9 protein-coding genes are annotated in these 14,226 nt (G+C 57.5%); 4 read left to right on the forward strand and 5 right to left on the reverse strand.

What is annotated here, in order from left to right:
• Window positions 1-147 precede the first annotated feature (147 nt).
• The 3 genes from QQJ86_RS02105 (at window position 148) to QQJ86_RS02115 (ending at window position 4,578) form a co-directional block, all read left to right on the forward strand.
• A complete protein-coding gene (locus tag QQJ86_RS02105) occupies window positions 148-555 on the forward strand; it encodes a hypothetical protein (protein WP_284319243.1) in 408 nt (135 codons plus the stop codon).
• A gap of 574 nt (window positions 556-1,129) precedes the next feature.
• Window positions 1,130-2,551 (forward strand): substrate-binding domain-containing protein, encoded by a 1,422-nt coding sequence (locus tag QQJ86_RS02110; RefSeq protein WP_284319244.1) that lies wholly within the window; start codon window positions 1,130-1,132, stop codon window positions 2,549-2,551.
• Between the two features lie 617 nt (window positions 2,552-3,168).
• On the forward strand, window positions 3,169-4,578 hold the full coding sequence (locus tag QQJ86_RS02115) for a substrate-binding domain-containing protein (protein ID WP_284319245.1): 1,410 nt from the start codon (window positions 3,169-3,171) through the stop codon (window positions 4,576-4,578).
• Between the two features lie 188 nt (window positions 4,579-4,766).
• Here QQJ86_RS02115 and QQJ86_RS02120 read toward each other — a convergent pair whose 3' ends face one another.
• Complete coding sequence (locus QQJ86_RS02120) at window positions 4,767-5,765, reverse strand: YVTN family beta-propeller repeat protein (protein ID WP_284319246.1); 999 nt, start codon at window positions 5,763-5,765, stop codon at window positions 4,767-4,769.
• 747 nt (window positions 5,766-6,512) lie between these two features.
• On the opposite strand from QQJ86_RS02120, the gene QQJ86_RS02125 reads away from it, so the two are divergent.
• Window positions 6,513-7,532 carry a YVTN family beta-propeller repeat protein gene (locus QQJ86_RS02125; RefSeq protein WP_284319247.1) on the forward strand — a complete coding sequence of 340 codons (1,020 nt, stop codon included), beginning with the start codon at window positions 6,513-6,515 and terminating at the stop codon, window positions 7,530-7,532.
• Window positions 7,533-7,633: 101 nt separating this feature from the next.
• Here QQJ86_RS02125 and QQJ86_RS02130 read toward each other — a convergent pair whose 3' ends face one another.
• From QQJ86_RS02130 to QQJ86_RS02145, 4 genes are all read right to left on the reverse strand, one after another.
• Entirely contained in the window at window positions 7,634-9,991 is a 2,358-nt protein-coding gene (locus QQJ86_RS02130) for an isoamylase (protein WP_284319248.1), read from the reverse strand.
• A 407-nt stretch (window positions 9,992-10,398) separates the two neighbouring features.
• Window positions 10,399-10,980, reverse strand: coding sequence for a DUF4142 domain-containing protein (locus QQJ86_RS02135; RefSeq protein ID WP_284319249.1), 582 nt, complete (start codon window positions 10,978-10,980; stop codon window positions 10,399-10,401).
• Window positions 10,981-11,151: 171 nt separating this feature from the next.
• Entirely contained in the window at window positions 11,152-12,285 is a 1,134-nt protein-coding gene (locus QQJ86_RS02140) for a CHASE2 domain-containing protein (RefSeq protein ID WP_284319250.1), read from the reverse strand.
• Between the two features lie 22 nt (window positions 12,286-12,307).
• On the reverse strand, window positions 12,308-13,888 hold the full coding sequence (locus tag QQJ86_RS02145) for a FecR domain-containing protein (RefSeq protein ID WP_284319251.1): 1,581 nt from the start codon (window positions 13,886-13,888) through the stop codon (window positions 12,308-12,310).
• Window positions 13,889-14,226: the final 338 nt, after the last annotated feature.

Here is a 14,226-nt window from a genome sequence, read left to right on the forward strand (position 1 = left end):
GAACTGGAAAAACAGCAAGGCCGGCGGGGCAGGCGCCGGCTCGAGACCCACAACATGAATCGAACATCCTCCTTGCGGAATCCGTCCCAGGGAAAGGCCGGGTTTTTCCCCTATGCAGCCCAAGACAAGGGATTGAGGCGAATCACAGTGAATCAGGGTGCGCTTGTCGAAACACTGATCCATCTTTCCAATTTTCGTCAGTACACCATGGCCGAATCGCTATTGAGGGCTTGCGCGCGCGAGCAACTGCAGGCGTCGCTCGATGTGGCGGAACGTGCTTTCAGCAAGCGGCTCACCTATTCGTTGGAGAGACAGCTCAAGCGTATGGGCGATTCAACGGACAAAGTGAAAGGTGTTTTGCTCGCCGAACTGATGAAGATATTGAACACGTGGTGCATGGAAGGGCATCGCAGTGCGATTCGCTGTGTGCTGATGGAGCTGACATTGGGAGAACTCACAGCGCTTGCGCACATGCATGAGTTAGACAGGGAGGTGTATTCCATGTTGCACGAATACGGGCTGCCGTACGAATCATCCCCGTGCCAGTGCCGATGACTACGCATCTTTGCGATGTTCCGTCTGCGAGATCGTCATTCCCGCGAACGCGGAGGCACTTTTCAACAGCGAATGCCGGTCAATCCATTTGCTCTGGGACTGCTGGCAAACATGGAGTCCCGCTTTCGCGAAAACGACAGCGGACAGGCAAGCATCATGGCAGGCACAAAGTGCTTGTCGGCGTGCATCAGCGATTGAAGTCTCCGCTGACCGCAGTGCTTCTATCCAGAAACCCCTGACGCCTTAAAGAAAGTTGGCTGATTATTTATGGCGCTTGTAAACAGTGAATGCGATGCTGGAAGCAAATACATAAAGCCCCTTCCAGTATGGAAAATTGTATGGCTAAAAAACGTGAAAGTGGCAGCGAAAAACAGCCATCACCGCATGGTAATGTGCTGTGCATCACGCGTAACTTCCTATTGAAAAAATATGACGTTAAATATTATTTCAATGCGTCGATATTGTAATTTTACTGGCACATTCAAAGACACCAATACTTAATTGAGCAGTCATTGCGCGAGCGTAAAAAGCCATGGCCTCCAATTCCGGAGGTATACGCGCCATGGGGAAAACCATGAATTATGGACTTATTAGGTTGAACACCCGCACCAAGCTCATTGCTGGTGCTCTCGCGTTGGTGATGGCCGGGTTGTCGCACGCTTCCGGCACGCAGGTGGGTGGCGGCGCGACACTGCCGTCGATCGGTTATGTCGGCAGCAATGCTGCCACGAATCTGCAAGTGTGGGACGGCACGGGCAGTACCGCTACGATCGCTACGGGTTCGCTGTTCGGCCAATATATTGCGACAACAGGCAACCCCAATGTCTCCTACTGCCTGACGGGTAGTGGCGCGGGCAAGAACATCCTCGCTGGAGCTACCGTAAACGGTGTCACGTTCAACGTGCAGAATGCTTGCACGAAGAACAGCTCTGGTACCGTTACTGGCTTCGGTGCCGGCCTTACGGGCGTGAATCGTTCGGATCTCGTCCAGCCGAACTTCGCCGCTGCGGATTCGCCGTTGAACGCGTCGGATTACCTCAACTACCAAAATGCTCGCCCCAGTGATGTGGAATATCCGGTGCAGTTCCCGGCTGTGGCTGGCGCGGTAGCGATCGCCTTCAACTTGAAGGACAACACGGGCGCTACGGTGACCTCTTCGGAAGCAAACTTCAGCGACGCGCAGCTCTGCCAGATCCTCTCCCACCAGGTCACCACCTGGGACCAAGTGTCCAGCGCGTTTACCCTGCCCGCCGGCCATTCGATTCCCGCCAATCCGATCAACGTGCAGTATCGTTCGGATGGCAGTGGCACCACCTTCAGCCTCAGCAACCATTTGGCGACCGTCTGCGGCACCATTAACAGCCATGTCTTTGAAACCAACCAGGCCTTCACGAGCGTGGTCGCCAATTTCGTCAACCCGGTTCCGTCCAACTGGACGGGTTCGAGCGGCAACGCGTCTGTAGCGAATGCCGTTAGCAGCACGGCCAACAGCATCGGCTATGTGGAAACGGCCAATGCTCTGGCAACGAACCCCGGCCTGCAGTTTGCCGATGTGAACAGCACGAGCCCGACTGCAAACTTCGGCAGTCCGCTTACCATCGCTGGCACGGCCATTGTCTACAACGAAGTGATCAACACCACCAATAACACGAACGGCACCGCTGCTCTCGAGGCGATCAGCTCCATCTCGGGTGTAACGAATCCTCCCACCACATCGTGCATCGCGCTGGTGAAGCCGGCACTCTATGCCAAGCCGAACGTCCCGGGTGGCATCGTACCGACGGGTACCTATCCGATCGTGGCCATTTCGTATCTGCTGGGTAACACCGATGACAATGGAACGGACCTGACCAACACCCAGAATCTGTTGGCATTCCCGTACACCGTCACCCAGTCGAACGTAACGACCATCGGAGCTGGCACGGGCCTGGCGTTCCTGAACCTTGGCACCAATGCTTTCACCACCAGCCAAATCAAAGGCTGCCTGGTCAACTAAGTTCAACGTTTCATACCGCAGTAAGCAGAAGAGGAGGGGATGCTATGCATCCCCTTTTTTTACGCCTAGCTGCACACGTAACGTCGAAATAAGTGTTGATTTGATCGCGATGGCCAAGCTTCATCGTTCGTTAGACACATGCTCTCGCCAGTGCGTCCGCTATTTCGCAGCCACCAGCTGAGATTCGACGCCAGCCAGGTTTACTCAAGAGCAGCACGGATTGACCGTTTCGCTGTTGAAAGACGCCTTCGCTTTCCTTGCTTCATGTGCATTCCCCGCGTGTGCGGGAATGGCGACAAATGGGCGCGCATCATCGAAGGCGTAAATGTGATGCAAATGCATATGGTGCGCACATAAAGTACAAAAAAATATAAAATAAAGTGCCTGCTAAAGGTGAAAATGCTTGAAAATTGCCGTTAATTAACTAAAGTATTCGTGTATTTCACGTACACATATATTAATGCCGAAAATATTGCGTGAAATATTATTTCAATCCATCAATATTGTAATTCTATCGGCATATTCAACGACATCAATGCTTAATCGCCCCGTCATTGCGAACATGTAAAACGCCTTGGCCTCCAATCCCGGAGGTATATGCGCAATGGGGAAAAACCATGAGCATGAGTTACGAACGTAATAAGTTGGGCATCCGCGTCAAGCTGATGGCAGGCACTCTTGCATTGGCTATGGCGGGACTTTCGCACGCTTCTGGCACACAAGCGGGTGGTGGTGCGACGTTGCCGTCGATCGGTTATGTCGGCGCCAAAGCTGCCACCGTACTGCAAGTAACAGGAACCAACATCAGCAGTGGTTCGCTGTTCGGTCAATATATCGCCCACTCGGGTAATCCCGGTGTTTCCTATTGTCTGACCGGTAGTGGCGCGGGTAAGAATATCCTCGCTGGGGCCACCGTAAACGGTGTCAAATTCAACGTGCAGAATGCATGCACGAAGAACAGCGCTGGTACCGTCACCGGTTTCGGTGCGGCGGCTGTCGGTCGCACGGACCTTGTTCAACCGGACTTTGCCGCTGCGGATTCACCCGAGAACGCCAGTGATTACCTCAACTACCAGAACAACCACGATGCCGGTGACTACCCCACGCAATTCCCTGCCGTGGCGGGTGCGGTGGCGATGGCCTTCAACTTGAAGGACAACACGGGCGCTACAGTGACTTCTTCGGAAGTAAACCTCAGCGACACGCAGATCTGCGACATCTTCTCCCACCAAATCACCACCTGGAACGATTCCAGACTGGCAAGCGCATTCACCCTGCCCGCGGGCCATTCGATTCCTGCCAATCCGATCAACGTGCAGTACCGTTCGGATGGCAGTGGCACCACCTTCAGCCTCAGCAACCATCTGGCGAATGTCTGCGGCACCATCAGCAGCCATGTCTTTGAAACCAATCAGGCCTTCACCAGTGTAGTTGCCAATTTCGTCAACCCGCCGCCATCCAACTGGACGGGTTCCAGCGGCAACGAATCCGTAGCCACTGCCATTGGCAATACGGCCAACAGTTTTGGCTATGTGGAAACGGCCAATGCTTTGGCGACGAACCCCGGCCTGCAGTTTGCCAAAGTGAACAGCACGAGCCCGACCGCTAACTTCGGTAGCCCGCTCACCGTCGCCGGCACGGCCATTGTCTACAACGAAGTGATCAACACCACCAACAACACGAATGGCACCGCTGCCCTTGAAGCAATCAGCGCTATCCCGGGCGTGGTGAATCCCCCTACCACGTCGTGTATTGCGTTAGTGAAGCCGGCACTCTATGCCAGGCCAAACGTCCCAGGTGGCATCGTGCCGACGGGCACCTATCCGATCGTGGCCATTTCGTATCTGCTGGGTAACAACAATGACAATGGAACGGACCTGACCAACACGCGCAATCTGTTGACGTTTCCGTACACCGTCAGTCATAGCAGCGTAACCACCATCGGACCGGGCACGGGGCTGGCGTTCCTGACTCTCGGCACCGGTGCTTTCACCACCGCCCAGGTCAGCGGCTGCCTGGTCAACTAAGTTCCACGCTTCACGCTGCAGGAAACAGAAAAGGAGGGGTATCCCCTCCTTTTCTTTCTGTACCTGACGAGATGCTGTTCTGCCACCAGGCTTCACTGAAAAACAGCTATCCAATGTGAGATGGCTGTCTACTTTTGCTCCAAGGCAACGGTGCGGGAACCACACTGGCCCGTCACATGACTACTTCGTCACCATTCTGGCTGGGTTGCCACAGCTACTGGAACATTGCCCACGCTTACCGTGGCAATCACTTTGTTGGTGAAGGGATTGATCACAGAAATGCTGTTGGAATTGGCATTGGCCACATACACACGACCGCAATGGTTGACCGCGATGGCTTGAGGAGAATTCCCCACCGGCACCGTCGCGAACACGGTCTTGTTGAACGGATCAATCACGGAAACGGTATTGTCCGTGAAGTTGGCTGCATACACTGGAGCGCCAACTGGGCTTGTTGCTACCGCATAGGCACCGTTCCCAGCGGGCAACGTGGCAGTCACGGTGTTGGTGGACGCGTCGATCACGGAAACGTCGTTGTCGCCGAAATTGGCGACATAGACGCGTGCGCCAAAGGGATCGGCCGCGACCGTGAAAGGGCTGCTCCCCACCGGCACCGTGGCAGTCACGGTGTTGGTGGCCGTGGCGATTACAGAGACCGTGTTGTCATTCGTATTGGCCACATACACATGAGCGCCATCGGGGCTGATGGCTACGCTATTTGGACTGTTTCCCACTGATACGGTGGCAATGACGGTATCGCTGGCCGTCGCGATCACGGAAACAGTGTTGGCATTGGCATCGGCCACATATACATCAGAACCATTTGGGGTAACCACAGCAGCGACAGGGCTGCTTCCCACAGGTACCGTGGCAGTCACGGCGTTGGTGGCTGCTTTGATCACGGAAACGGTGTTGGAACTGAAATTGGCTACATACACACTATTGCCGTCAGGACTGACCGCAATGCCAGCGGGATTTGTCCCCACCGCCACCGTGGCGGTCACGGCGTTGGTGGCCGTGTTGATTACGGAGACCGTGTTGTCCACTTGATTGGCGACGTAAGCATTGTTGTTGTTAGCGAAGGCGGGCAGCGCTACCCACGCCATCAGTAGAGGGAGTGTGCAGCGAACTGCAGCAGTGAACCATTTGCGTCCCATCGGGCGCGTCTTGAGCTGATAAGTCGTCATGGAATACCTCGCGTAGAAGATCATGGGCGCCACGATGCACCCGACATGAAACCATCTTGTTGCGTCGGCATTCGAACCGTTGAAGGATGTTTTGCAGTACACCGGATCGGATGGTCTGATGCCCCTTGCCACCCTGCCGTGCGTTCCTCAAGCGATGACTGGAACGCGGAACATCCTGTTAGCGCGCATGCCGGCGCTCACTTGTCCCACTTGTAATGCTGTAATCACTTTCAAGTACCGACGCATGCGAGCTTCGTCCTGTCGCAACGCGATACCTGATCAAGCATGCGCTTGGGCTATGAAGAGCGTGTGACCTTAAAAAACAGCGGAAAACGGGATTTGTCACGTTTTTGTCATTGCGTGTGCTTGGGGTGAGTGAAACGGCTCACGCACTGCAGTGAACGCAGTTCGACTCCTACTTGTTTCAGCTGCGCCTGAAACTTAAAGTCCGACGTTTTTGGAAGCGATGGGCTTGTAAGAGGTCTGTAAATTTCACCGTCATCTCTATGCATGGTAATGAGTGTCGAGTACCTAACTCACTTCATTCACTGAAATCAGTCGCGATGACAAAGATGTGGCAAATCACTGCAGATCGCGTTTTTTAAGGTCATACGCTCTTCATAGCCCAGGCGCATGCTTGATGGGTACCGGACTGCGACAGGGAGAAGTTCGCAAGCATCGATACGCGAAAGTGATCACAGCATGTCGGGTGCGTCGTTGCGCCCACGTCTCTACGGGAGGTATTCCATGACGACTGATCAATTCAAGAAGCGTCCAGCTGGACGCAAATGGTTCGCTGGCGCGGCCCGCGGCATCTTTCCTTTGCTGATGGCGTGGGTAGCGTTACCCGCCTTAGCCCACAATCACAATGTGTACGTGGCCAATCAAGTGGACAACACGGTTTCTGTAATCAACGCGGCTACCAACGCCGTGACCGCCACCGTGTCGGTGGGCACCAACCCTGCGGGCATTGCGGTCAGCCCCGATGGCAAGATTGTGTATGTAGCCAATTTCAGTTCCAACACCGTTTCCGTGATCGACGCAGCCACCAACGCGGTGACCGCCACGGTGACAGTGGGGAGCAGTCCTGCGGCCGTAGCAGTCAGCCCCGATGGCAAAAGTGTGTATGTGGCCGATGCCAATGCCAACACTGTTTCCGTGATTGATGCGGCCAGCGATGGCGTCATTGCCACCGTGTCGGTGGGGAACAGTCCCAATGGCCTCGTGGTAAGCCCTGATGGTGCTCAGGTGTATGTAACCAATACGAATGACAACACTGTCTCCGTGATCAACTCCGCCACCAACGCCGTAACCGCGACGGTGCCAGTCGGCAACAGTCCTTTTGGGATAGCAATCAGTCCCCGTGGCACGCGTGTGTATGTGGCCAATTTTGGTGACAGCACCGTTTCCGTGATCGACACGGCCACCAATGCCGTGACTTTCACGACAGCGGCAGGGAGCGGCGCCAATGCCGTAGCCGTCGGCCCTCATGATGGCCGCGTGTATGTGGCCAACTTCAATGCCAACTCCGCCTCCGTGATCCGCGCTCACAACAATGCCGTGATCGCTACGGTGACAGTCGGGGCTTCTCCCGATGCCATAGCAGTCAACCGCGATGGCGCTCGCGTGTACGTCGCCAATGCCGATTCCAATACCGTTTCCGTGATCAACACGCGCACCAACAACGTGATCGCCACGGTAAATGTGGGCAACGTTCCTGCTGCGGTGGCAACCCAGCCGGCTGCACGGGATGGGGACGATCACTAAAGATCGACGCCGGTTTGGGCGTGAGTGAAAGGTTCGTTCTGCAGGAAGCAGAAAGGGAGGGGATGCAGCCCCTCCCTCTTTTTTGCTTTGCTTATGGATGGCTATTTGGCAATCAGCAACAACAACGATTGTCCGCACTGGCCATAGGTGGCGCCGCCACCGCCGATCAGCGTTTCGTTGCCGGGCGTGACGAAGGTGTTGGCGCCGTCATTCCAGTCGCAGGTGTCGGTGACGCGATACCAGTTGGTGCCGGTGGGTGGCGCTGGAAGCGTGAAGGTCACGCTGCCAGACCAACCGTTGTACGCGATGTACATGGAGTTGCTGTCGCCGAACGACGAGCCGTTGACCGTGTACGCGATGGCGTAGTTGCTGGTGTTGTTCCAGTAGGTGCTGTCGGCCACCGCTCCGCTGGGCTCATACCAGACGACTTGGCTCGACGTGTACCACGTGGAAGGACGCAGTGCCGGATGCGCTTTGCGGAAAGCGATGAGGCGTTGGGCGAAGTTGTAGAAGTTCGACTGGTCCGTGCTCCAACTGTAGTTGAGCCAGTTGGCGGTGGAGTCGAGGTTGTAGGCGTTATTGTTGCACTGGAGCGAGCGCATGTACTCGTCGCCGCCTTGCATCATCGGTGTGCCGGCCGACAACATCACGAAGGCCAGGCCGGTGCGTGCGGCACGACGTTGGTCGACAGCGGTGCCGGTGCCGGCGGACATGCCTTGATCCCAACTGTAGTTGTTGGAGATGCCGCCGTCGGACGGGCCGTAGGGCCAGGCTTGGCTGTTGTTGGCGCCATTGCAGGAATACACGTCCTTCAGCGTCATACCATCGTGGATATCGATGAAGTTGGTGGAATTCCACGGCGAACGCCCGCTGGCCTGGAACAGATTGGCTGAGCCTGAGAAATCATTCGCATCCTGCGTGATGTAGATCGTCATGTTGCCGAGTTCGTTCTGTGCTTCCCTCACGCTGTCGCGGAACAGGCCGTTCCACTCGGACCAGCCTTTCGGGAATCCCCCGAGCTGGTACTCGTTGCTGCCACTCGCTGCCCACGGCTCGGCATACAAATCCAATCCGCTGCCGCCGGATGCCGGGCGCACCGTGAATTCATTGAGGATGCGATTGACGGCAACGTTCGAATCCGACGCATCGAAGTAGAAGCCGCCGTTGGGGCAGTTCGGTGCACCTGATTTCGCGGCGCCATTGAGACAAGCGTTACCCAGGATGGGGCCTTCGTCGAAGCGGAAACCATCGACGCCCATGGAGTTGCTCCAATAAGCGAGCGAATCGATGATCAGATTCTGCGCGACGGTGTTGTAGGTGTTGTAGTTCGCGCCGGTACCGGTGTTGTCGTAGAAGTATTGGTTGTCCGAGGTGAGCTCGTAGTACGTGGTGTTATCCAGGCCGCGCCATGAAAAAACCGTGGCCGTAGTGGGATCGGTGTTGCTCCAGGTACCGCCTTCAGCGGTGTGGTTGTAGACCACGTCCATGTAGACCTTGATGCCGGCGTTGTGGAACGCTTGAACCATCGCTTGGAATTCCGCGGTGGGGCCGCCCGGCGATTTGTTGTACGCGTAACGGCGATCCGGTGCGAAGTAGTCTTCGGTCATGTAGCCCCAGTAATTCTGGTTGGCATCCGAATTGGGCACGACATCGTTCGCGTCGTTCTGGGTTTCCTGTATCGGCAAAAATTCAACCGCGGTCACGCCGAGGCTGGCGAGGTAACTTGCCTTGAGTCCAGCTCCGTAATACGTGCCCTGGTATTGCGAGGCAATGCTGGAATCCTGCTTGGTAAAGCCGCGCAGATTCACTTCGTAGATCACATCGTCTTTCTGCGCGCGCGTTGGCTTGGTACCGGTGCTTTGCGTGCTCGGTGCGAGCACGATGCCTTTGGGGGCGTAAGTGCCGCTATCGATCAGGCGATACGCCACGCCAAACGACGAATCGACCGTGGCGCCCGTGGCGAAGATGTGGCTGTTCTGGTTGTTCGTGTTGAGCGGATCCTGGCTGATTTCCTGCGCATACGGATCCACCAGCAGCTTGTTGGGATTGAAGCGATTTCCGCTGCTGTCGACGTCGGAAACAAAGCCCGCCGACGAACCCTTGGTCCAACTCGAGTCGTACGGCCAATTCGGGCCCCATGCGCGATAGCCGTAATACACCGAACCGGTGATGCCGGCGGTTTGAATGGATGACACCGGCACAACGACCTGCCACACGCCGCCGCCTTGATTGGTCATTTGATACGTGGCTGCTTCCTGCGCGCCATAGCCGCTTGCATACAGATACAACACTAAACGCGTGGCTTGCGAGGAATAGACGCGGAAGGTGATCTGCGTTTTCTGCGCGTTATAACTTGCGCCAAGGCTCATGCTGTTGATGGCTGCGTGAGCAGGCATGGCGGGTATCGCTGCGAGGCTGGCACAGGCCAGCAAGGCGGCAAGAATCTTCGAACACTTCATACGGGTGTGCCTCCTGCTTCGTGGTTGAACAGGCTTTCTGATTTCCCTGAAGTGCATGCAGGCGTAACGATTTGCATGGACGCAGCTCGCCGCACGCCGAATCGATCTCCCCATCGATTGCGTGTGATGAACGCTAAGTCTGGCTATGCGTAAAGCTGGTGCGGCGGATAGTAGGAAGCATCGCGGTGCAGCAACCAGCGTATGCATACGTATTCATTGAAATAAGAGTGCGAACTTTCACACGACGCATACGTTATGAGCGAAGCGTAGGCCGGGATGCCAATCCCAGCTTTCATGTAAATGGCGATGCTGGGATTGGCATCCCAGCGTACAAGCGGCGCACGAAACAAAATCGCCGCGATGTTTCCATCGCGGCGATTGGTTTGCAGGAAATGATTAGTGGCGTATTACCACGGCGCCGCCACCAGCGAAATCGGCTCCCAGAACACCAGCGCCTTCGATCCCCGTGTGTCGACCGATGCCATGGTTTCCTGAGGATGCGCCGTCGGGCCGGAGGAACGCAGCAAGGCCATCGCCACGGTCAGGTTGTTGCGCAGTGCCGGGATGGTCTGGTGTGCGAGATCCTTCAGAGCTGAGTTGGCGGAGGCTGCCTTCGCCGCCTCATAGGCGGAGATCATCCGGCAATGACTGCGTACCGCCGAGCTGGCAAACGTTCTGTCGAACGCATCGCCATTCAACGCCTGCATGTGATACAGGGTGATGCTGGTAGTGGCTTGCTGGGCGCCCAGGTGCTTATCGGTGGTGAGCTGCGCCAGCTGCGTGTCGAGCGCTGTCCGCTCCTGAATGATCGTGTTGGCCAGTTCGATGACGTGCGGGTTGGTGGATTTGGCCAGCGCCATCTTTGCCATGGCGATCTGGTTGGCGTTATCCGACATGGCATGTGCCAGGAAGGTTTGGTCGTCGGGGCTTAGCGGCTGCTGGTTGGTGTCGGCGGCTTGCGCCAATCCCGCCGCTAACGTGAGCCACATGAGTACCAGCGAGGCGGGAATGAACCGGGAAAAACTTGCAACGCGCATAACGTATCGCCTCAAGGCAGAGCCTGTGCCCCTTACGGCTTCAATGTGAACTGCGAGAAGTTCAAAGAGTGTTTAGAAATCGTCAGACAAATATGCGAAAGCGTTAGCAAGCGGAAATTTTCTCTACGCATGCACCGCGCGACGATCGCGCATTAACAACTGCCAGGCGACAAACTCGGCAGCAATCACCACCAGACAGCTTACCGGCGGCCACCACAGATAAGCGCCGCGCAACAAAGTGAAGCACGCAACCAGCACCAACACCACGCTAGTTAGCAGCAACGCCCAATTCCGGCCGATGCCCGGCAAGCCGTACAGCAGCAGCGGAAGCGCCAGCAGTACGGCGGACAGTGCGAACTGGCGGAGGAAATCCAGCGGCGTAACGAGCAAGCCGCGTTCCAGCGATTCGAGCACGTTTGCCTGGTATTCCACACCGGGCATGGGCGAGTCGGGGGTCTGCAGGATGTCGCCCAGGCCTTCGGCGGTGGCGCCGACGAATACCCAGCGATCCTTGAGCAGATCCGTGGGTACCCGGTTGTTGAGCACATCGACATACGAAAGCGTCCCGAACGTGCCGGTTGGGCCGGCGTAACGCAGCAGTACGTAGTTGTCGCGCATCCATAGATAAGGCGATGCGTCGTTGTGTGCGGGGTCGTGCAGTCCGGGTAGCGCCATGTTCGGCGCGTGTCCGAGTTGCAGCAGGGCAAGCGCCAGCGATGGCCAGTACGCGCTGCCAAGCCCCGCCTTGAGATAGGCACCGCGTACGCGTTCATCATTGTCTTTGGCGACGTCCACTTGGCCGAGTGCGGCCACACTCTGCGCGATGGTTTGCACCGGCAGCGCTTCCTGCAGCGGCCCGCCCAGGGTGACGGCTTCAGCGAACACCGGCAGCACTACCTTGCCGTTGCGGTGTACGGCGGTGGCGACTTGCTGGTCAGTGTTTGGATCGTTGGACGGCGTGGACATGGTGACGTCCATGCCGATGCCGCGCGCCCCATCGGCGGTGAGGCGGTCGATCAACTGCGCATGGATCGAGCGTGGCCAGGGAAAGCGGCCGATCTCATCCAGACTTTTGGGATCGATCGCAACGATGACGACGCGATCGTCCGGCGTGTAGTGCCAATAGCGCGCGTGCAGGTCGTAAAGCGCATTGTCGAGCGGCACGGTGAGACCGCTGACGATCAGCAACACCAGCAAACCGACCCCGGCCATCCAGAGCATGCCGCGGACCAGCCAGGTGAAAGCAGTGGTGGGCATCAGCGCATTGCCCTCGTCATCCTCAAAGCAATAACCACAACACCAAGCCGCCGCCACCGGCTACAGCGCCAATGCGACAAGCCAGGCACCCCAACCGAATCTTCTGCACCGCACCCCACGGTCCGGCGTAACCGTCGGTATCCATAGTTTGCACGCGTACATACCAGATGCCAGAACCGGGTTTCTTGATCTGCAGTAGCGGCTGATCCAGCGTCTGGTCGATCGACGTATGCGCAAAATCCGGGTGGCGATCCATCTGGATGTGATAACGCTGCCCAGGCGTGCCCGCGGGCCAGCCGAAACTCACATCGGTTTTCGATGAGGTGGGTTTGCCCGCTTCCGGCGCCGCCGGCTGCGGTACCAGGTCGAACGGCAGCGGATCGGTGAACGGGCCGACTTTGCCGTTCTTGTCGCGCGTGGCGATGCGCCAGTAGTAGCGGCCGTAAGGCAAGGCGTTGGGTGCGCGCACGCTGTCGCCGCTAAGTTGCGCTTCGCCGGCCAGCGGTTGCGCAAACTGCTCGTCGGTGGCGAGCTGCCACACGTAGGAGCTGGCTTCCAGGCTTTCCGTCCAGTGGAAGCGTGGGCGCGTATCGCGCACCTTGCTGCCAGGCAGTGGCTCCATCACCAACGGTGGTTGCGGATGGCCAGCGACATGCAGCAAGCACACACCGTCCTCGCCTTCGAGTTTCTGCGCGTCGATACCGTGTACGCGCACGGCGTAGTCGCCATCGGGGACATCCGGCAGGGCCAGTTGTGCAGAAGAGGTCAGGTGATCGAGCAATAGCGTTTCGAAGCGCTCGTTCGCGGCCATCTGAACGCGATAGCTCGTGGCGCCATCGAGCGGCACCCACGCGAACACGTAGGGAAGTTTGCCAACCGGCTGCGCAGGACAGTGCAGGGTCGGTGCGGACAGCAGCGGTTGCGCTTGCGTGGGTTTGCCGCCGTCAGCGACCGCTATGCCGTGTTCTTTCGGTACCAACACATGTGCACGATCGCCAGCCACATCCACGCGCCCGGTCAGCACTTCGGTGCGCGACTGGCCTTCTTCCGCCGCCACGCGGAAATGCGTGCCGCGCACGCTGGAAATCGTCCCTGGCGTTTCCACGCTGAAATGCGCACCAACGCCAGTCATCGGCGTCACTGCATTGGTGACGCGGCCATGCTGCAAGCGCAGGCGGGTGTCGACCATGCCGGTGCGGCCGTACGCACTCATCTGGTCCAGGTCCAGCGTGCTGTTGGGTTCCATCAGCAGGCGCGAACCATCGGCGAATTGCAGGGTGAGGCTGGCGTCGGAGTCGGTGCTCAAGTGGGTGCCGATGCCGAGCGTCATACCGGACGTAACGGTTTCCGGTTGCGCGTTGTCGGCCAACTCCACGTGCGCGCCCCCTGTCACCGCGACTACCGTTGCATGTGCAGGCTCCAGGCGCAGCCACGCAATGGGAATGCGCAATGTCATGCCGGGAGGCAGGTGATAAGGATCGGCTACGTTGTTGTACGCCTGCAGCTTCTGCCAGGGCACGTCGGGTTTGAGATAAAGGCCGGACAGGTTCCAGATGTTGTCTTGCGGCCGGACGCGGTAGGTCCAGTCGGCGGCGGAAAGCATCGGTACGATCGAAAAAGCCAGGAGCAGCGTAGCCAGCCTTGGCCATAGCCTGTTACGCGTGGGATGCATCATTCCCCCAAAAAACCAACAAGACGCCCCCTTCGTCATGGGCTGGCAAGGGGCAGGCAACTTGAGTCCAGGGTTGCCTGACGATGCCGAGTGTTGGTGGGCATTGTGCTATGCATGTATGCAGAATGCCATCTACGACTGGGGCAGGCCTCTCTCTCCTTTGGGCCTGATTAGCGTCTCGCCTCAGCTGGGTGTGTCGTTTGTTGTGGCATTGCCTGCGGCGCTTCCGGTCGCGAAGCGACCGGGTCACTTTTCTTTGCGGGCCCAAA

Origin of the sequence: Dyella acidisoli (assembly GCF_030160295.1) — a bacterium.
In the GTDB taxonomy this organism is placed as follows: Bacteria; Pseudomonadota; Gammaproteobacteria; order Xanthomonadales; family Rhodanobacteraceae; genus Dyella_B; species Dyella_B acidisoli.